Source organism: Fontivita pretiosa, assembly GCF_050410795.1.
GTDB classification, from domain to species: domain Bacteria; phylum Planctomycetota; class Phycisphaerae; order Tepidisphaerales; family Tepidisphaeraceae; genus Fontivita; species Fontivita pretiosa.
On the sequence record NZ_CP191258.1, the window covers coordinates 5,404,926 to 5,424,665 of the forward strand.

Below are 19,740 nucleotides of genomic sequence, written 5' to 3' on the forward strand. Positions count from 1 at the left end.
TCGGATGCGTCATTGACGGCTGGCTTGGCGTGCTCGTTGGCCTGAAGTTTTTCGTTTTCGACCCGCGTCACCGCGTCCCCCCCTCGTAGCGAATCCGCGGATCCAGCCACAGCAGCAGCAGATCGCTCACCAGCGTCCCAAGAACGCTCAGGATGCTCAGCACCATCAGCATCGAACCGGCCAGATACATGTCCTGATTGAAAAGCGCCCGGATCTGCATCGGCCCGACCGTGGGCAGCGACAGCACGATCGAGACGATCGCCCCGCCGCTGACAAGCTGCGGAAACAGGTGCCCCACCCCTGAGACGAACGGGTTGAGCGCCAGCCGCACCGGATACTTCAGCAGCAGCTTCATCGGCCGCACCCCCTTGGCCATCGCGGTAATGACATAGGGCTTACGAAGCTCATCCAGGAGATTGGCGCGCATGACGCGGATCATTCCGGCGGTGCCCCCGATGCCCAGGATCACGATCGGGATCCAGATGTGCTCCATCAGGTCAACGACCTTGCCCCAGGTCCACTCCGGCTGCACTGCATACCGTTCCGAGAAAAGCCCCTGCTTGTCGGAGATCGCGATCAACACCAGGGCCAGAAGGAACGAGGGCACGCACATGCCCACAAATCCGACCAGCGTCAGGATGTAATCCGTGATCGAGTACTGCCTGACCGCCGAATAGATCCCGATGGGCAGCGCCGTGGCCCAGGTGAACAGGATCGTCCCCAGCGACAGAAGCACGGTGAGCAGGATCGTGTCGCCGACCATGTCGTTCACCGGCTGTTCGGTTTCCATCGATCGCCCCATGTTGCCCTGAAGCAGCCCGCTGTCGGCCGAGTCGAACGTGAAGAACCACATCACGCCCATCCATCGCAGGTACTGTTTCCACACCGGGTCCTCGAAGCGGAACATGGTCTTGAGGTCTTCGATGCGTTTCATGTCCGCTTCGTCTCCCGATTCCTGAAGCTGGATGATCCGCGTGGTCAGAAAATCGCCCGGCGGAAGCTGGATGATCGTGAAGACCAGGACCGAGATCACCAGCAGGGTGGGCACCATGATCAGCAGTCGCTGGGCGATGAACGGGTGGCGCACCGCCGCCAGCACTACCAGCAGGACCGCGATGCTCGTCAGCGACCAGCGGATCAGACGGGTCATCCAGCCGTCGGCCCGCCCGGCGGCGCCCGGGCGCAGCGTCGGCGTGATGATCGAGTTCTTCGCCTCCTCGATCGCGCCGCGGGAATCCAGCGGATTTTCCTGGTAGTAGGTCTCGATCCCGGCGTTGGCAGGCGTCGAATACATCACCGCGTACAGCGCGTTTCGCGGAACATTCTTGAAACCGTTCTTGACCACGACCAGTTGCGGCGGCGGCGTGGCGATGTTGATGGTCCAGGTGTTTTCGGCGGCGATGTCCATCACCTTGTCCATCAGCCGCTTCTGCTCCTGAAAGGTCGGCGCCCGCAACGCCTGTTCATAAAGCTCCATCGCCTGGCGCATGGGATGACCTTCCGGCGGCGGGATGCACCCTTTGCTCTGCGCGCCCGGCGCGCCGTACAAGCCGCCGCGCTGGAACCACTTGCCCCAGCCAACCGCGTAAAACGCCTCGGGGTTGTTGGCAATAAAGTACCGCGGATAGATCAACGGCATGTAGTCGCTCTCGCCGGTCCAGACGTTGAAGTCGAAGTTCATCCCGTCCTTCTCGGCGTAGAACAGCGGACGGTTGCGTTCGCGGATAATGCAGCGGATTCCCACCGCCGCCCAGTCATCGACGACGAACTGCGCCGGCCCGGCCTCGGTGAACTGCGTGAAATCCAGGTACCAGGTCATGCGGCTGCCGTCGGGGAAGGTCCGCATGCCCTCGTAGTCGCGTTTGCTCAACCCCACCTCGTCCAGCAGCTTGTTGGCCCGCTCGGGATCGTACTCGGTGAATGCCTTGGCCACGCCCTCGTGATGAAACAGCGACTCCTTTCCCGGCGCAACCTGCGACGGCTCGCCGATGTCGTTGTAGTCGGCATGAATGATCTGTTTGCGGTTGATCGCCAGCGACAGTGCCTGCCGGAAGCGTTTGTCCGAGAGGAGCTGGGCTTTCCAGCGGGTTTCGGGCTGATTCGGATCGATGCGGCGGTTGAGGTTGGGGTTGATCACCCACACTGAGCGCGACGCCGAATACCAGTGGTAAATCTGGGTGCCCGCAGCCTGGCGGCGGCTCATCAGCTCGGTGTAGTCGCGGAAGCGGATGAAGCGGTCCTGCATCGAGGCCTTGCCGCTGGCCGCTGACAACGCCAGCATCTGCGGCGACTGCACCTCGTATTGAAGTCGATCCAGGTACGGAAGCTGATTGCCTTTGGTATCCACCACGTAGTAGTAGGGATTGCGGACGAACACGTGTGGCGGGGTTGAGCGGAACGTGCGATACACCCATGGCCAAAGCCGCGGGTGCTCGGGGTTCTGCGCCTGCTTCATGAAGCTGTACAGCGCCCGACGGCTGGGCTGCTTGTACGCCTGCATCAGCCGCTCGCACAGCTCGTTGTTGCCGATGTTCGGATCGGGATGAAACTGCCGCAGGTAATGGGCCGGCTGATCGCAGCCGTCGCGGGTCTGAGCCAGCCGCTCGGGCATCAGCGGGCACGGGTCCTCGAAGATGATGCGGAACTGGTATTTGCCCAGGCGTTCGATCCGGCCGGGCTTACCCGCAACGGTCATCCAGTTGACGACCACGGGATTGATCATCTTGTGGGTTGCTTCGCACTCCCACCAGTACATCACGTCGTCGGTGGTGAACGGATGCCCGTCGGACCAGCGCATTCCTTCACGCAGTGTGATGGTCCAAACCCGCTTGTCGTCGGAGGACTCCACGCTCCTGGCCACGTGCGGCTCGATCGGATAGCCCAGCGGCGACCAGCGCATCCACGACGCGCCACTCAGGCGATACGTGATCGTGTCGAACACGTCTCCCGGCGCGTTGGCCAGCCGCAGCCACGTCCCGCCGTACTTGCCGATTCCGTCCGGACCCTCCATGACCACCGGTTCTTTGGGCAGACGTTCCTTCAACGGCGGCAGCTTGCCCTCGGCGACCAGCTCGGCCAGCATCGGCGCCTCGTTTACCGGCTCGACTTGAATATGACGATGCAGCGAAGGAGTGTTCGTGGGATCAAAGGTGACATCCCTTGCCCGCTCGGCGGCGGCGATCTCCTCGGGAGTATAGTGGATCTGCCCCTGCGACAGGTCTGGCCTGACCAGCCATCCCGATGTGCACAGGAATGCTGCCGTCCCCACCATCACCGCGGCAAATACAAGCAGGTTCCTCAGCTTCCGCAGCGATTTCCATGACCTCGGCGACGAATCGTTCTTCATCGAACCTGCTGAAGATTGAACCACGGCTCATTGACACCGGACGGCCGCCCAGTTCGGCCAGTGGGTATCATCCCCGTTTCCCGCGTTTGTCGCAACCAATTCCGCTGGCGTCATCCGTGTCTCGCCCGATCCTCCGCCGGGCCTGGCGTGCCAGACCTGCCCTGCTGAAAGCATATGCTCACCCGCTGCGGAAAATCCCGCGAACGTCGCGTAGCAAAACGCACGATCAATCCCCCGTACTGATCCGGGGAAACAGCGGGGTGCCCTGGCTGACCACCTGCCCGGGGCCAAGTTCACCGTTGAGCAGCTCGCCCAGCGTCCTGCCCCTGATATCCACGCCGAGCTGCGCCAGTCCCTGAGCGGATTTCTCCGGCAGAATCGGCAGCAACGCCACCAGCGCCCGGTAGATCGCCTGCGCGCTGCGGTTCAACACCGTGTCCAGCCGCGCCGATTTCGATGGATCTTTGGCCAGGGAAAACGGAGCGGTGGAATCGATGTACGCGTTGGTAGCTCGTGCCAGCTCGACCGGCAACACGGCGCACTGCTGAAGCTCGATCCCGGCATAGGCCGACGCGAGCTGTTCCGCAAGGCGCTGGGTGGCGGCGATCACCGCGTCATCGACCGGCTCATGCTGCGTGGCGGGCGGCAACACCCCGCCCCGGTAGCGGTGGATCATCCGGACTGTGCGATTCAGGCAGTTTCCGACCACGTTGGCCAGCTCGTTGAACGCCGACTGAAAATCGACCTCTTTCCAGTCCAGGTCGTTGCCGAACGGCGCGGCGCGGAGCAGGTAGTACCGCAGCGCGTCCCGCCCGTAAGTGCGGATGTGGGCGCGCAGGCGATCCAGGTCGATGAAGTTGCCCATCGACTTGCTCATCTTCTTGCCTTCGGAGGTCCACCAGCCGTGCGCGAAGATCCGTCGCGGCAACGGCTCGCCCAGGCTCATCAGCATCGCCGGCCAGTACACCGCGTGGAACCAGAGGATCTCCTTGCCGATCAGGTGCAGATCCGCCGGCCAGTAGCGGCGATACCGGGTGTCGTCTTCCGAGCCGTAGCCCAGAGCGGTGATGTAGTTGCTCAACGCGTCGATCCAGACGTACACGACGTGCCCGGGATCGTTGGGCATGGGCACGCCCCACTTCAGCGTCGAGCGGCTGATCGACAGGTCGCCCACGCCGGCGCGCAGCTTGCTCAGCACTTCGTTGCGTCGCGAGGGCGGTTGAACGAACTGCGGGTTGGCCTCGATGTGCTGGATCACCCTCGGAACATACTTGCTCAGCCGGAAAAAGTAGGTCGGCTCCTTGTAGCGGACCAGCGGCCGGCCGCTTACTGCCGACTTGTACTCGTTGGCCTTGGCCTCGGTCTCGGTGACGAATTCTTCCTGCCCCTCGTCGTACCAGCCCTCGTAGGAGCCCAGATAGATATCGCCGTTGTCCAACAGCTTCTGGACGATCTTCTGCACCGCCTTCTCGTGTCGCGGTTCGGTGGTGCGGATGAAGTCATCGTTGGAGATCTCCAGTTCCTGCCAGACCTGTTTGAAGATCCGCACGTTGCGTTCCGTCAACGTGTGCGGATCCACGCCCTGCTTTTCCGCCTCCTTGACCATCTTGATCCCGTGCTCGTCGGTGCCGGTGAGGAAGAAGGTGTCGTCCCCGGCCAGGCGGTGATACCGCGCCAGCACGTCGGCGCAGATGGTGGTGTAGACGTGCCCGAGGTGAGGCTCGGCATTGGGATAGTAAATGGGCGTGGTGATGTAGAAACGGTTGCTCATGTTCGGCTGCTGAAGCTGCAAAAAGACCATCGCCCGGTCCGACCTGGTCGCTGCGCAGTTCGGGGCAAGGGCAGGTCACCGGGCGGTGGACCGACCACTGGCCCCTATCGCATCGACATCATTCGGACCGGGCGAGGGATCATGGCGTGAGGATTATCGACACGTTAAAGCGGGGAATCAAGCATCGCCGGGCAATACAGGTGTGGGAATGCGATTCCGACAGCGGTTGTCTTCTGTGTCACTGGCGTCTCGCCCGTGCCCAGCATGTGGAGCGATGAACAGCCCGGAGATCGGACTTTCGAATTCGATCGCATCCTGCATGCCCGTCCCACGGTATCCGTCTCGCGGGTAGAATCATCGCATATGCCCGAGCGCGTCACCTGCGACCTGTGCCAGAGGCTTCTTCCGCTGCATGCCTGTTATGTGGTCCGCATCGATGTCTTCGCCGATCCCTCGATGCCGGAGCTTTCCATGCAGGACCTGGAGGAGATGGACTTCGACCAGACATTTCGCCAGCTCATGGAGCAGATGAAGGACATGAGCGCCCAGGAGCTTCAGGACCAGGTTCACCGTCGCTTCGAGTATCGGCTGTGTCCGATCTGTCAACGGGAATATCTGAGCAATCCACTGGGTCGGCCACGCGCCAGACCTGCCAGCCGCAATTGAATCGACGCTCCAATGAGTACGGACACGTCGAACGCATCAGGGCGGGCCATGACGAATCCAGGCAGTGCGAATTTCGTTTCACGCGCGGGCTTGAAGCTCGATTATGCCCTGAATGCGTTTGGCGTCGATGTGTCGGGGCTGGTGTGCGCCGATCTGGGCAGCAACGTCGGAGGTTTCGTGGATTGCCTGCTGCGTCGAGGCGCTGCCAAAGTTTATGCCATCGACACCGGCTATGGCGTGCTGGATTGGAAACTTCGTCGCGATCCGCGCGTCGTGGTCATGGAACGAACCAACGCAATGCACGTGAGCCTGCCCGAGCCGGTGCAGCTCGTGACGATCGATGTCGCCTGGACACGCCAGCGAGCCATCCTCCCGGCCGCCAGGCGGCTGCTCGATCCGGCAGGGCAGGTTGTCACGCTCATCAAGCCGCACTATGAAGCTCCGCGATCGATGCTCCGCGGCGGCGTGCTGCCGGCCGAGAAGCTCGATCAGGTGCTTGAATCCGTCCGAGCCGACATCGCCGCGGCCGGATTCCAGATCGTGCAGACCGTCACCAGCCCCATCACGGGCTGGAAGGGAAATATCGAAGTGCTTGCGCATCTACGTCCCGTCCCGCGGCATCCTTGCGGCTGAGCAGCACATGCCAGCCCGGACCCAGCGTCGCAGCGCGATCGGTCACGTCGATCCAGCCGGCGGCACGCAGATCCTCAAGCGTCACCTTGCGATTCGCATCGGAGTTGTAGATCGAGTACATCGGATCGTAAATGACGATCACGCCCGGCGTGGAGCTGTCGGCCATCAGCTCGCGCCGCCACTCCAGTGCCCGCGGCGAGGTACCCACCATGTCCATGAAGTAGTAGATCGCCTGATGCGCGGTCGCGATGCGCGGGAAGTCCGCGGCGATGCCGCAATGCTGATACCACAGCACGGCCCGGCGGGCGCGATGCCAGTCTTCATCCAGCACAACTGGAACGACCTTGTAGTAAACATTGGCCAGGATCGGCGCCAGCGCCGCGATCCCCGCGAACAGCACTGGCCGCCGCCAGTTGAAACGCTCGAAGACCCACTGCCACCCGCAGGCCGATAGCAACCCCCACAGCGGCGCCACGACGAGCATGTAGCGGATCTCGCCGCTGCTGGCGAGCCTGCCGGCGGCGTACAGGACGCTATGGACCAGAAGGATCAGCAGCGGAATCGCCGCGATCAGAGTCTGCTCACGCTGGCGCGACATCAGGCTTCTCGTGATCCCAACGCATGTGGCGGGAAACACGATCGGCGAGACGATCGCCGGCAGGAACAGCACGAAGCGGAAGACCGTGCCTGATTCGTAGAGGCTCTGGCCGGCGTAGGGCCAGTTGTCGGCCAGCCATCGCCACCACGGCCCGGGCTTGCCATACAGCAGCCACCCCGCGTGGTTCCACAGGATCAACGGGATCGGCAGAATCAGCAGCCACCACCAGCGGCGATGGGCCATCAGCGCCGCCGCCGCTAGCAGGATAAAGCCGAATCCTTCGGGCCGGCCCAGCGGCATCAGGCCAGCCAGCAGCGCCATCGCCGGCCACCGACGTCTCTGATACGCCCAGAATGCCAGCCCCACCAGCAGCGAAAAGGGCAATTCGGTCAGCTCGCTAAAGGAGTGAAGGAACACCAGCGGCTGGGCCAGGGTGAAGATCAGCGCCAGCACCGGCCAGCGATACCGCTGGTTGACCGCGATGCGATAAGCGACCAGCGCGCAGGCAATCGCAATCGCGCAGCTCATCAGTCGCACCCCAAGCCGGCCCCCCAGCAGCGCCGGCACGGCGTAGATCCCGGTGCAGATCGGCCGGCCCCAGACGTTCACGAAATAATGAGGCTGCTCCCAGGCGAAGCGGGCATAGAGATAGTGTGTGCAGGCGTCGGCTTCCAGAAATCCCTCCGAGCTCACCGCCGCCGCCACCGACAACGCCGCGAAAATGCCGATGGACAGACCGATCGGCACAAGCGACTGACGGGCAGTGGTCGCGAGCTGACGCTGCATCCGGCCGGATTATGCGACAACACGACAGCCAAGGGAATCGAGCCTGCTCGTAGCTTCGCCACCAGGCCCCTGCGGGCCCCTCAGACTCCGACAGGTTGCGGGCGTGGTTACAGCTTCCGCAGACGGGTAAGCTCGGCGTCGCGCTTGCGCTGTCGCTCGGTGGCCTTGTGAAGGGCGCGACGCTCCCACCAGGAAAGGCTTTGCATCCCGTGGGCAGAGACCTTGGCCAGGATCTGATCGATCCGCTGGCGTTCCTTTCGCTCGGCGCGGGCCAGTTTCATCGCCCGCCGCGCTGCCCAGCGACCGCGGCGCTTGGGTCGGGGCGAAAAGGTCTCGTATGCGGCGCTGTAATCCGTGGAGTCTTCCTCAAGATCGAACGGCCCGGCGGCCAGGAGCATCCGCCGCGTGTTCAGGCAGTTGATGAAGCAGAAAATGGCGATCAGCGTCAGCAGCAGGCCCCCGCCCAGCGTCCCCAGCGTGGCGATGCCGATCATGCCCAGCAGGACCGATCCGCCCAGGCCGATGTTGACCATCAGCATCATCGACTTGTAGTGCCCGACGAACTTCCAGAGGATGGCCTGGAGCAATTGCCCGCCGTCCAGCGGGAAAATCGGCAACAGGTTGAACAGCAGCAGGATGTAGCTGCACACGAAGATCCAGTACAGGTAGTTGTAGACGCGGAACCAGCCCTGACGCGGCACGTTTTCGGCCCAGGACCAGGGCGTCAGCAGCACGTCCCCGCTGAGCAGGTAGATGCCCAATCCGCAAATCAGGCAGATGACGACGTTGACCAGCGGCCCGCCCGCGACCGTGACCAGCCGCGACCACCAGTTGTTGCGGGACATGGTCATCGCCAGTCCTCCCAGCGGGGTCATCATGATCTCGCTGGCATCTCCGCCGGTGGCGCGGGCGGCGAAGCAGTGTCCGAACTCGTGCAGCAGGACGACGCCGAACAGGATCGTCATGCTCTGGACACGCATCTCGACGGTGCTGCCTCGCCCCAGGCCGAACAAAAGCACCAGCAGGATGAAGAGCAGAAAACTGGCGTGGGCGCGGACGCGGATGCCGAAGGCGGTGAACAGCGGCACGGAGCCGACCAGCAGCCACATCAGCGGATTGCTCGCGCCGCTGCCGCTGTCGCGGTAATATGATCGGTCCTGATATCCCATCCGTGAACTACCGTGAACTACACATGCGTTGGTTGATCGCCTGAAACATCGTTGCAACTGCTCTGCGGCTGAGTGCAGCGCAGAGGGAGCAGTCTTCCATCACGCGCTGCCGCTGCGACGCTGGCGATCGTACATCAGCAGGGCCGCGATCGATTTGCCGTCGGCGATCTGGCCGGTGGCGGCCATCTCGATCGCCTGCTCCAGGTCCGTCGGCAGCAGCTCGATTTCCTCGCCTTCCTCCAGAGCCTGCTGCTGTTTTTCCAGATCGTAGGCGACAAAGGCGTACATCTTCTCGCTGAGAATGCCCGGAGAGGTGTAAAAGCTGCCCAGGGACTTCAGTCGCCCGGCCAGGTAGCCAGTCTCCTCCAGCAGTTCGCGTCCGGCACAGTTCATGGGCATTTCATTGTGATCGAGCGTTCCGGCCGGCAATTCCACGAGGAACTGCCCGATCGCATAACGGCGGTTGCGGATCAGCAGCACCGTTTGCGCATCCAGCAGCGGCACCACGACCACCGCCCCGGGATGTACGCACACCTCGCGGGCCACGCGCCGGCCGGTCTGCGGGTCGCGAAGATGGTGCACCTCCAGCCGAATCTTGCGACCCTCGAAGATCACCTGCTTTTCGATCAGCTCATAGGCCATGGGTGGCGGCTCCTCGCCGGGCCATTATAACCGCGCCGGCACAGCGCGGAGGATCCGAAGCCTGGATGCAGGTAATTTGCCTTGGCGCAGGCGGAAGTTTGCGTTCAATTTTGCCTCGACTCTGCTAAGGTAGCCCCCGGATGCGACGCGCAACGTCGGTTTACATCCTGATGCTGCTGGCATTCGCCGTCGGGCTGTGGGCCATCCTCAGCTTCGGCTCGCTGCTGTTGCGCGCGCCGACGGATTTGGCCGGGCTCTGGCATGTCTATTCCCCCGGCGATGAGCAGTCCGGCGCCGATCCGCTGCATGTGGTGCGCATCGACCAGTCCGGTCGCTATTTCCACATCAACTTCGACGGCCAGAGAATGTCGCTGAAGCAGGCCGGCGAGCAGATCGATGCCGCCCGCATCGGCCCGGATCTCGTGACCATTCGTCTGGTCAACGGCCAGACGGAATTGATGTTTGTCGGGGCCGCAGACGCCGAGGTCTACACACTTTCGGCGCGGGGGCGATGGAACGGGACCTGGCGGGTCGTGCGCGTCGAGCGGCCCCACTCACGGCGTTCCAGGGATCGAACCGGACCCCGCACCACCCCCGCTGTCCATACGATCTCGCCGAGAACGAACCCTACGATCCAGATCGATGCACGGCTATAGCCTTATCCTCACGCTGCTGCTCCAGCTCGCGCTGATCCTGGCGCTGAGCCGGTTCATGGGGTGGTTCTTCGGTTATTTTCGCCAGCCCCAGGTCATGGGCGAAATGATCGCCGGCATCATGCTGGGTCCTAGCCTGCTTGGCTGGCTGGCGCCCGGTCTGGCGCAGCAGCTTTTTCCGCCGCAGAGCGTCCCGTACCTGAGCATTCTCAGCCAGGTCGGGGTGATCTTCTTTCTGTTTCTGATCGGGCTGGAGCTGGATCCGAAGCTGCTGAAGAACCGCGGGCACACCGCGGTGGTGGTCAGTCACGTGAGCATCGTGGCGCCGTTCCTGCTCGGCGCGGCGCTGACGCTGTACCTGTACCCGCGAGTGTTCAACGACGCGCCGTACATGAAATTCACCTCGGTAGCGCTGTTCATGGGCGCGGCCATGAGCGTCACGGCATTCCCCGTGCTGGCGCGAATCCTGACCGAGCGCAACCTCCACAAGACTAACATCGGCGCCATCAGCATCACCTGCGCCGCCGTCGATGACGTAACTGCCTGGTGCATGCTTGCCTTTGTCGTGGGCATCGCCCGCGCCGACGGACTGATGCCCGGCCTGCGCACCGCGGGGATGTCCCTGGCCTACGTGGCATTCATGTTCTTCGTGGTCCGCCCATTCCTCAGGCGGCTCCAGTCGGTCTACGAGCGACAGGGGCGGCTGTCGCAGAACCTGGTGGCGGTGATCTTCCTGCTGACGCTCATGTCGGCCTACACCACCGAAGCGATCGGCATCCACGCCCTGTTCGGTGCATTTCTCATGGGCGCGATCATGCCCAAGGGAACGCAGTTTGTGCGGGCTCTAAGCGAAAAGCTCGAGGACTACACCGTCATTTTCCTGCTGCCGATCTTCTTTGCCTACACCGGCCTGCGAACGCAGATCGGGCTGTTGAACAACGTCGAGCTGTGGTTCGATACGGTGCTGATCATCCTGGTCGCGTGCCTGGGCAAGTTCGGCGGCTCCGCGCTGGCCGGGCGGGCGTGCGGGCTGAGCTGGTCGGACGCATCGACGGTCGGAATCCTGATGAACACCCGCGGGCTGATGGAACTGGTGATCCTCAACATCGGACTGCAGGAAGGCGTGATCACGTCGGCGGTGTTCGCGATGATGGTGATCATGGCCCTGGTCACCACCGCGATGACCACGCCGGTGTTGCATTTGATCTTCCCCACCCGGCTGCCCGCCGTCTCTCCCGCGCGCGAACCGCGTGCCGCCAGAGGGTACACCGTGCTCATCCCGGTTTCGCTGCCCGAGAGCGGACCGGCCCTGGCTCATCTGGCGGCAGCGCTGGTCGCGCAACACGCCGGCCGCGGACGCGCCCTGGCCCTGCACCTGCGACGCCCATCCGAGCACGAAGCCTACCGTGCCGGGCTGGATGACTCGTTGGCCGATGCCCCGCTGGCGCCGCTGACCCCGCTCATGGCCGAAGCCAGCAAGCATAAGCTGCCCGTCGAGCCGATCAGCTTTGTCTCCAGCGACGTGGCCGAAGACATCGCCGCCGTCGCCAGGGCACGCGATGTCGATCTGGTCCTGATGGGCTTCCACAAACCAGTGTTCAGCAAGACGATCCTCGGCGGCATCGTGCATCGCGTGCTCCAGCAGGCGCCAACGGACGTGGCGATTCTCGTCGACCGGGGCTTGGAGGACTCCAGACGCATCCTCGTGCCGTATCTGGGCAGCGCGCACGACCGGCTGGCGATGGAGCTTGCGGCGCGCCTGGCCCGAGCGACGGGCGCATCGGTGACGGTGCTGCACGTGGTGGATCCCACCGGCACCCGCGCCAGACTCGGCGCCAAGGCGGAGATGGAACGTGTTTTCCATCAGGGGCCGGATCAGCCGCCGGTGACGTTCCGCGTCGTGGAGGATCATTCGCCGGTGGATGTGGTCCTGCGTGAAGGTTCGCAATACGACCTGGTGGTGGTCGGGTTGACCGAGGAATGGGGATTGGAATCGAAGCTGATTGGATTCCGTTCTGAACGGCTGGCGCGCGAGCTTCCCGGCTCCCTGCTGATCGTACGCAAGGGCGCCCGCGCCGCCGCGAGCGCCGACTCTCCAGCCGACATCACGACCGCGGCGCAGACCGCCAAGCTGTGAACCCGATGTCCTCCGCAAAGTGATCTGACCTGTCACGGCAGATCGCTGATGGGTAGAATCCGCGCCATGGAAATCTCGGAACTGCGAAAACGACTGGAAGCGATTGGTCAGGCACATGTGCTGCGTTTCTGGGACGAGCTGAACGAGGCATCGCGCAGCAGGCTTGTGCAGCAGCTTCAGTCCCTGGATCTGGACCGCATCGCGACGCTGGTCCAGACGCATGTGAAAACCAAACCGACGATCCCCCTGCCCAGGGACATTCAGCCGGTCAAGCCTTACCCGCGACAGCCCGGCGAGGAGCATCGCAAGCTGTACGACGATGCCCGCCGCCGCGGTCACCAACTGTTGAAAGAGGGAAAGGTGGCGGCGTTTCTGGTCGCCGGCGGACAGGGCACGCGTCTGGGCTACGACGGCCCCAAGGGCGAGTTTCCCATCACGCCGGTGAAGAACAAGCCGCTGTTTCAGGTCTTCGCCGAACAGTTGCTGGCTCACTCCCGCGACAGCGGGCGCGCGATCCCCTGGTACATCATGACCAGCGACATCAACGATGCCGCCACGCGCGCCTTTTTCGCCAGGCACAACTACTTTGGCCATGACCCTGCGAACATCATGTTTTTCCAGCAGGGGATGATGCCCGCGTTCAGCTTCGACGGAAAGATGCTGCTGGACGAGAAGGATTCGCTGGCGCTGAGCCCTGACGGGCATGGCGGATCATTGCGCGCGCTGTCGCGAAGCGGCGCGCTGGCGGACATGCGTCGCCGCGGCATCGAGCATCTGTCCTACTTCCAGGTCGATAACCCGCTGGTGCACACGATCGATCCGTTGTTTCTGGGCCTGCACGACCTGACCGGTTCGGAGATGTCCAGCAAGATGATCCCCAAGGCCCACGCGCTGGAGAAGGTGGGCAACTTCGTCATCGCCGACGGCGTGCTTCAGGTCATCGAGTACAGCGACCTGCCGGAATCGCTTGCGGTTCAGACCAACCCCGACGGCAGCCTGCGATTCAACGCCGGCTCGATCGCCATTCACGCGCTGCGCGTCAGCTTCATCGAGCGATTGAACGCCGGCGGCCAGCTTCAGCTTCCCTGGCACCGGGCGGAAAAGAAGGTTGCGTACATTGACGAATCCGGGCGGCGGATCAACCCTGACAAGCCCAACGCCGTGAAGCTGGAACAGTTCGTCTTCGACGCGATCCCTCTGGCGAAGAATGCGATCGTCTACGAGACCGATCGTGCCGAGGAGTTCAGCCCGGTCAAGAACGCCGACGGCGTCGATTCTCCCGCGACGGCGCGGCGGGACCAGATTCGCCGAGCCGCACGCTGGCTCCAGGCCGCGGGCGTGCAGGTGCCCATGCGCGACGGCGAGCCGGATGCGGTGATCGAGATCTCCCCACTGCTGGCCACCAGCGCCGAACAACTGCGGACCCGACAGCTTCCGCTGCGCCGGATCGAGCCTGGGCAGGTGGTGTATCTGGAATAGCGCGCTTGACGTGAAGGCGCCTCATCCGGGGCGTGCCTGTTGCTGGAGTCGCGAGCAAACGACGGCGACGTCGAGGTCCGGGTTGGTGCAATGGCCGCCTCACGGGCGTGGCGCGAAACGCCCGTGAGACGGTGGGTTCACCCCTCCTGGCCGCATTGATCCGGACAGATCGATGTGATACCTTCTGGTCCTGGGGCATGGCTGCCCGCGCGGCCGATGGCGAGCCTTGGCTCGCCTGAGTCTGGTCCGCGTTCGTGCTGGAACATGGAGGTTCTGGTGATTTCCCTTCACGATCTTGTCCGCCGTGTCAATCCGCGGATCAAACTCAGCGGCGTTCCCAACATCCGGATCAGCGGGATACAGGAAGATTCACGACTGATTCGTCCCGGCGATCTGTTCATCGCCCGCGCGGGCACCAGGACCGATGGCAGTCGTTTTGTTGCCGATGCCCAGGCCAGAGGCGCCGTCGCGGTCGTCTCGGCCAGAAGAATCGACGGCATCGACCTGCCGCAGGTCACGATTGAAGATCCGGCGGCGGCATCGGTGCTGGCCAACGTGTTTTACGGGGAGCCTTCGACATCGATGCGTGTGGTGGGTGTAACCGGCACCAACGGCAAGACGACCACGACTTATCTGATCCGGCACCTGCTGGGGCGGGCCGGGATTCGCTGCGGGCTGATCGGGACGGTGGAGATCGACGATGGAAAGACCCGTCGAGCGGCGGAGATGACCACCCCTGCGGCGACGGAAGTGGCCCGGCTTCTGGCGACGATGCGCGATCGCGGGTGCCGCGCCTGCGTGATGGAAGCCTCCAGCCATGCGCTGCATCAGGATCGCGTCAGCGGAGTGCGCTTTGCTGCCGCCGCATTCACCAATCTCAGCGGCGACCACCTGGACTATCACAAGACCAAAGACGATTATGCCGCCGCCAAGGCCCGGCTGTTTGAGATGCTGCCGGCTGATGCCGTGGCCTGCGTGAACGTGGAGGACGAGTGGTCCGGGCGTATGATCCGCGACACGCAGGCGCGGGTGATCGGCTGGGGCTTCGCGTCGGGCGCCGATTATCGGGCCCGCGACGTGGCGATCAGCTCCGGCGGAACGCATTTTGTGCTGGTGAGTCCTGATGGCCGCACGGAGGTGAAGACGCAGCTCATTGGCCGGCACAACGTGGAGAACGCGCTGTGTGCCGCCGCGGTGGTCGGGGAAGCCTTCGGGCTGTCGGTGCATCAGATCGCCGCGGGGCTGAGCGATGCGCCGGCGGCGCCGGGTCGGTTGCAGGCGGTGCGAGCCGGGCAGCCGTTCGCGGTGCTGGTGGACTACGCCCACACGGATGACGCGCTGGAAAACGTGCTGAGCGCGCTGCGGCCGCTGACGCGAGGCCAGCTCCGCGTGGTCTTCGGATGCGGAGGAGATCGCGATCGGTCCAAGCGACCGCGCATGGCGCGCGTCGCGGAACGACTGGCCGATGTGATCTACGTCACCAGCGACAACCCCAGGACCGAGAATCCGCAGGCGATCATCGATGAAATTCTCAGCGGCTTCTCATCCGATACTGGCAAGAACGGCGCCCGTGGCAAGAACGTGATTGTGGAGCCGGACCGTCGGGCGGCGATCGAGCGGGTTCTGGCCGACGCCCAGCCCAGCGACGTGGTGCTGATCGCGGGCAAGGGGCATGAGAATTACCAGATTATCGGGACCGTCAAACACCACTTTGACGATGTCGAAGAAGCGACGCGGGTGCTGCGGGCGAGGCTGAGCGTAGGCGGGTAACAATTCCGAATGCCGGATGCCAGATGCCGAATTGCATGCGCGGCGGGTTATTCGGCATCCGGCATTCATCATTCGGCATTCTGAATGAAACCGTTGTCGATCCAACAGATCCGCCAGGCCGTGGGTGGCAAGGCGTTGTCGCCGATTCCGGAGACGGCGCCGCTGATCCGGTCGGTCTGTTCGGACTCGCGGCGAATCGAGCCGGGCTGTCTGTTTGTGGCGATTCCCGGAGAGCGCTTCGACGGACATGATTTTCTGCCCCAGGCGGCGGCGGGCGGCGCCGTCGCGGCCCTGATTCAGCACGCCCCGCAGCCGCCCCAGCCCAATCTCTACCTGATCCAGGTCCAGGACACCAAGGCGGCGATGGGCAGGCTGGCGACGTTCGTGCGCATGCAGATGCGGGCGAAGGTGATCGGCGTGGCCGGCAGCAACGGCAAGACAAGCACCAAATATCTGATCGATTCGATTCTGGGCACGAAGCTGCGCGGCTCCATGTCGCCCAAGAGCTTCAACAATGACATCGGCGTGCCGCTGACGATCTTCCCCGCCGACCCCATGCAGGATTACCTGGTTCTGGAGATGGGAACCAACCATCCCGGGGAGATCAAGGTGCTGACGGAAATGGCCCGCCCGGACATCGCCGTCATCACCAATTGCGGCGCCGAGCATCTGGAGTTTCTGGGCGATCTGATGGGCGTGCGGCAGGAGAACGCCAGCATCATCGCGGGCGTGAATCCCAAGGGAATGCTGATCGTCAACGGGGATGACCCGGAGCTTGTGTCGGCGGTGCGTCCCTACCCGGGCAGGAAGATCACGTTCGGATTCGACCCGAACAATGACTTGTTTGCCACCGACGTGGTATGCGACGCCAATGGCACGCGGTTTCGGCTGAACGGTCGGCGGGAGGTGTTCGTGCCGCTGCTGGGACGCCACACGGCGAGCAACTCGCTGGCGGCGATCGCCGTGGCCCGCGCGATGCGCCTGGAGGAGCAGGACATCATCGAAGCACTGGCCAGCGCGCACGGGCCGGACATGCGATTGCAGCTTCAGGAGCTTGGCGGGGGCGTGACGCTGCTGAACGATGCCTACAACGCCAATCCCAACTCGATGCGGGCGGCACTGGAGACGCTGGCGGGTCTGAAGCCGCGCGGACGTCGCGTGGCGGTGCTGGGGGACATGCGCGAGCTGGGCAAGGCCAGCGAGCGATACCACCGCGAGATCGGTCAGTTCGCCGCCCGGTGCGGACTGGATGTGCTGGCGTGCGTGGGATCGCAGGCGGCCCTGATCGCCGACGCCGCCGAGCAGGCCGGAATGCCCACTGGCGCGATCTGCCGCTTTCCCGATGCCGGCAGCGCCACCCGGCAAGTGCCCCGATGGCTTCGCGACGGCGACCTGGTGCTGCTCAAGGCCTCGCGGGCAATCCACCTGGAACTGGTGGCGCAGGCGATCATCGAATCGCGACCACAGCCGCTTGACCCGCCGCAGGTGCTGCAAAGAGCAGCCTCGTGACCGACCATGATTTACCTGCTTGTCAAATCGCACCTGGAATGGCTGGAAGCGCATGGCCTGGGATTTCTCAGGCTGTTTACGGATGTGGGCTTTCAAACCACGGCGGCGGTGATGCTGAGTTTCGTGCTGGTGCTGCTGGCGGCGCCGGGAGTGATCGCGTGGCTGAGACGGATGAAGATCGGGGATCAGCCCAACTTCGACCAGGCGCAGGTCAACGCGATGATGGAATCCAAGCGCGGCACACCGACCATGGGCGGAATCCTGATCATCGGGGCAATCGCGTTGACGACGCTGCTGCTGGCGGACATGCGAAACTTCTATGTGCAGATGGCACTGGTCTGTCTGGTGTGGCTTGGTGGAGTGGGAGTGGCCGATGACTGGCTGAAGCTCACCGCGGGGCGTCGCGGCGGCAGCCGACAGGGACTGACGAGTCTTGAAAAGGTTCTGTTCCAAATCGGGCTTGCTGCGGTTCTTGCCGTATTCACGTACCATCATGGACGGGACATCCCCGAGACGCACACGCTGTACTTTCCGTTTGCCAAGCCCTCGATCGCCTCAGTGAAACTGGGTCTGGGCGCATTCATCCTCCTGAGCATGCTCGTGCTGGTCGGTTCCAGCAACGCAGTGAACCTGACTGACGGACTGGACGGATTGGCGGCCGGCACGATGGCCATCGTCAGCTTCACCTTCCTGGGATTGGCGCTGATCATCGGCAATCTCCAGTGGTCCGGGGCGCTGCTGTTTCATTACGTCAAAGCCGCCGATCAGATGGCCGTGCTCGCCGGCGCGATGGGCGGAGCGTGCCTGGGCTTTCTCTGGTTCAACTGCAACCCCGCCAGCGTCTTCATGGGCGACACCGGTTCGCTGGCGCTGGGCGGGCTGATCGGATACATCGCCATTGTCATCCGTCAGGAGCTGATGCTCTTCGTTGTCGGCGGGGTCTTCGTGGCCGAGGCGCTGTCGGTGATGCTTCAGGTCGGGTATTTCAAATACACCAGGCGCAAGTACGGCGAGGGCCGGCGAATCCTGCTCATGTCGCCTCTGCACCACCATTTCCAGCGCAAGGGATGGACGGAAAACCAGGTGGTGGTGCGTTTCTGGCTGATCGGCGCGATGCTGGCGGCGATGTCGCTGGCGATGGTGAAGTTGAGGTAACCTTCGTCTGTCTGATGTTCAAGATCGTTTCGTCGGACGCTCAGGCGCGTGACGGTCGCGAGGCGTTTGTCGAGTCCGGACGGGCTTCCACTCATGCCCCGCCGTGTACCCGTCCGATAACGTCCTTGTATGGACGTGTCCATCTACCGGCTGCGACAGCGTGACATCCTGACGGTCTGTGTGCTGGGGCTGCTATGCCTGGGCGTGGTGATGGTGCAGTCGGCGGCGATGAACGTCACCGGCAGCGTGGGATGGAGCTGGACCGAGCGCGGCACGCGACATGCCCTGTACGCGCTGGTTGCCATCGCCGCCTTTTTCATCGTCGGACACATCGACTACGCCCGGCTCGTCAGGCCGGGCGCCAGAATCTGGCAACAGCCGTTTGTGTGGATGCTGGCGGTGGCAGGATTCACATGCGTGATCGTGCTGGTGCCGGGCATCGGTCTGGAAGTGAACGGCGCGCGACGCTGGCTGCCACTTGGATTCGTGCAGGTGCAGCCCTCGGAGCTGGCCAAGTGGGCGGTGGTGCTGTTTCTGGCCTGGTGGCTGACGGAGCAACCGGTGGATCTGGACCGGTTCTGGGGCGGGTTCAGTTTCACGCTGATTCCGATCGGATTGGTCTGCCTGTTGATCGTGATCCAGGACTTCGGGACGGCGGCGTTGATCGGGCTGTGCGCGGTGACCATGCTGATCGCCGGGCGAATCAGGTGGTGGCACCTGGCGGTGGTGATCCCCCCCGCCGTCGCCGCCGCCGGCTGGTTCGTCATGCACAAGGAATACCGCTGGAGGCGGATGACAGCCTTTCTGGACCCCTGGGCCGCACCGCGCGCCGAGGGGTACCACATGATTCAGAGTCTGCTGAGCTTCTCGACCGGCGGCTTCACTGGACGAGGATTGGGCAACGGCATCCAGAAACTCGGCTATCTGCCCGAAGACACCACCGACTTCATATTTGCCGTCGTGTGCGAAGAGCTGGGCTTCTTCGGCGCGCTGCTGACGGTGGCGCTATACTTGGGGATCCTGTTTGTCGCGTGGCAGGCGATCAGGCAGAAGCGCGACAGCTTCGGACGAATGCTGGCGTTCGGCATCGCGGCGATGACAGGTCTTCAGGCGGCGATCAACATCGCGGTGGCGACGGTCAGTGTCCCCACCAAGGGGCTTTCGCTGCCGCTGGTCAGTGCCGGCGGCAGCGGGCTGGTGATCACCTGTGCCGCCCTGGGGCTTCTGTACAGCATCTGTCGCCACCGCCACGAGCAGGAACCGGCCAAAGCCTTCGATCATGAGCCGGACATGGAGCCGATCTCCACCTCCAGCCTGATCGTCGATTCGATCTGGAGAGATCTGGCGGCGAAGCAGCCCAACGGCGCAGACGCGCCGGGGGCATGACAGGTTCGCAGAGTGGCGATCGTTGGGGTCACGGCCGGGC

The 19,740-nt window shown here is 63.6% G+C and carries 14 protein-coding genes; 9 read left to right on the forward strand and 5 right to left on the reverse strand.

All coding sequences use genetic code 11. The features are described from left to right. Positions 1 to 67: 67 nt before the first annotated feature. Positions 68 to 3,346 (reverse strand): ABC transporter substrate-binding protein, encoded by a 3,279-nt coding sequence (locus tag ACQS5P_RS21910; RefSeq protein WP_428938747.1) that lies wholly within the window; start codon positions 3,344 to 3,346, stop codon positions 68 to 70. A gap of 226 nt (positions 3,347 to 3,572) precedes the next feature. Next, positions 3,573 to 5,147 carry a methionine--tRNA ligase gene (metG, locus tag ACQS5P_RS21915; RefSeq protein ID WP_428938748.1) on the reverse strand — a complete coding sequence of 525 codons (1,575 nt, stop codon included), beginning with the start codon at positions 5,145 to 5,147 and terminating at the stop codon, positions 3,573 to 3,575. Positions 5,148 to 5,480: 333 nt separating this feature from the next. On the opposite strand from metG, the gene ACQS5P_RS21920 reads away from it, so the two are divergent. Next, positions 5,481 to 5,783 carry a hypothetical protein gene (locus ACQS5P_RS21920; protein WP_428938749.1) on the forward strand — a complete coding sequence of 101 codons (303 nt, stop codon included), beginning with the start codon at positions 5,481 to 5,483 and terminating at the stop codon, positions 5,781 to 5,783. A 48-nt stretch (positions 5,784 to 5,831) separates the two neighbouring features. Beyond that, positions 5,832 to 6,416: a TlyA family RNA methyltransferase gene (locus tag ACQS5P_RS21925; protein WP_428938750.1), complete on the forward strand. Its 585-nt coding sequence runs from the start codon at positions 5,832 to 5,834 to the stop codon at positions 6,414 to 6,416. Here ACQS5P_RS21925 and ACQS5P_RS21930 read toward each other — a convergent pair. From ACQS5P_RS21930 to ACQS5P_RS21940, 3 genes are all read right to left on the reverse strand, one after another. Beyond that, positions 6,346 to 7,800, reverse strand: coding sequence for a hypothetical protein (locus ACQS5P_RS21930; protein WP_428938751.1), 1,455 nt, complete (start codon positions 7,798 to 7,800; stop codon positions 6,346 to 6,348). The two genes, ACQS5P_RS21925 and ACQS5P_RS21930, sit on opposite strands and share 71 nt — an antisense overlap. Before the next feature lie 107 nt (positions 7,801 to 7,907). Then, positions 7,908 to 8,969 (reverse strand): M50 family metallopeptidase, encoded by a 1,062-nt coding sequence (locus ACQS5P_RS21935; RefSeq protein ID WP_428938752.1) that lies wholly within the window; start codon positions 8,967 to 8,969, stop codon positions 7,908 to 7,910. Positions 8,970 to 9,068: 99 nt separating this feature from the next. After that, positions 9,069 to 9,611: an NUDIX hydrolase gene (locus ACQS5P_RS21940; protein WP_428938753.1), complete on the reverse strand. Its 543-nt coding sequence runs from the start codon at positions 9,609 to 9,611 to the stop codon at positions 9,069 to 9,071. Positions 9,612 to 9,751: 140 nt separating this feature from the next. Between ACQS5P_RS21940 and ACQS5P_RS21945 the strand changes: the two genes are divergently transcribed. The 7 genes from ACQS5P_RS21945 (at position 9,752) to ACQS5P_RS21975 (ending at position 19,700) form a co-directional block, all read left to right on the forward strand. Then, positions 9,752 to 10,267 (forward strand): hypothetical protein, encoded by a 516-nt coding sequence (locus tag ACQS5P_RS21945; RefSeq protein WP_428938754.1) that lies wholly within the window; start codon positions 9,752 to 9,754, stop codon positions 10,265 to 10,267. Further along, positions 10,254 to 12,401 carry a cation:proton antiporter gene (locus ACQS5P_RS21950; RefSeq protein ID WP_428938755.1) on the forward strand — a complete coding sequence of 716 codons (2,148 nt, stop codon included), beginning with the start codon at positions 10,254 to 10,256 and terminating at the stop codon, positions 12,399 to 12,401. Before ACQS5P_RS21945 ends, ACQS5P_RS21950 begins: the two co-directional genes overlap by 14 nt. Before the next feature lie 66 nt (positions 12,402 to 12,467). After that, complete coding sequence (locus ACQS5P_RS21955; RefSeq protein WP_428938756.1) at positions 12,468 to 13,880, forward strand: UTP--glucose-1-phosphate uridylyltransferase; 1,413 nt, start codon at positions 12,468 to 12,470, stop codon at positions 13,878 to 13,880. A 276-nt stretch (positions 13,881 to 14,156) separates the two neighbouring features. Beyond that, positions 14,157 to 15,650 carry a UDP-N-acetylmuramoyl-L-alanyl-D-glutamate--2,6-diaminopimelate ligase gene (locus ACQS5P_RS21960; RefSeq protein ID WP_428938757.1) on the forward strand — a complete coding sequence of 498 codons (1,494 nt, stop codon included), beginning with the start codon at positions 14,157 to 14,159 and terminating at the stop codon, positions 15,648 to 15,650. An 84-nt stretch (positions 15,651 to 15,734) separates the two neighbouring features. After that, positions 15,735 to 17,159, forward strand: a complete 1,425-nt coding sequence (locus tag ACQS5P_RS21965; RefSeq protein ID WP_428938758.1) for a UDP-N-acetylmuramoyl-tripeptide--D-alanyl-D-alanine ligase — start codon at positions 15,735 to 15,737, stop codon at positions 17,157 to 17,159. A gap of 6 nt (positions 17,160 to 17,165) precedes the next feature. Continuing rightward, on the forward strand, positions 17,166 to 18,314 hold the full coding sequence (gene mraY, locus ACQS5P_RS21970; RefSeq protein ID WP_428938759.1) for a phospho-N-acetylmuramoyl-pentapeptide-transferase: 1,149 nt from the start codon (positions 17,166 to 17,168) through the stop codon (positions 18,312 to 18,314). A 129-nt stretch (positions 18,315 to 18,443) separates the two neighbouring features. Further along, on the forward strand, positions 18,444 to 19,700 hold the full coding sequence (locus ACQS5P_RS21975; RefSeq protein WP_428938760.1) for an FtsW/RodA/SpoVE family cell cycle protein: 1,257 nt from the start codon (positions 18,444 to 18,446) through the stop codon (positions 19,698 to 19,700). Positions 19,701 to 19,740 lie beyond the last annotated feature (40 nt).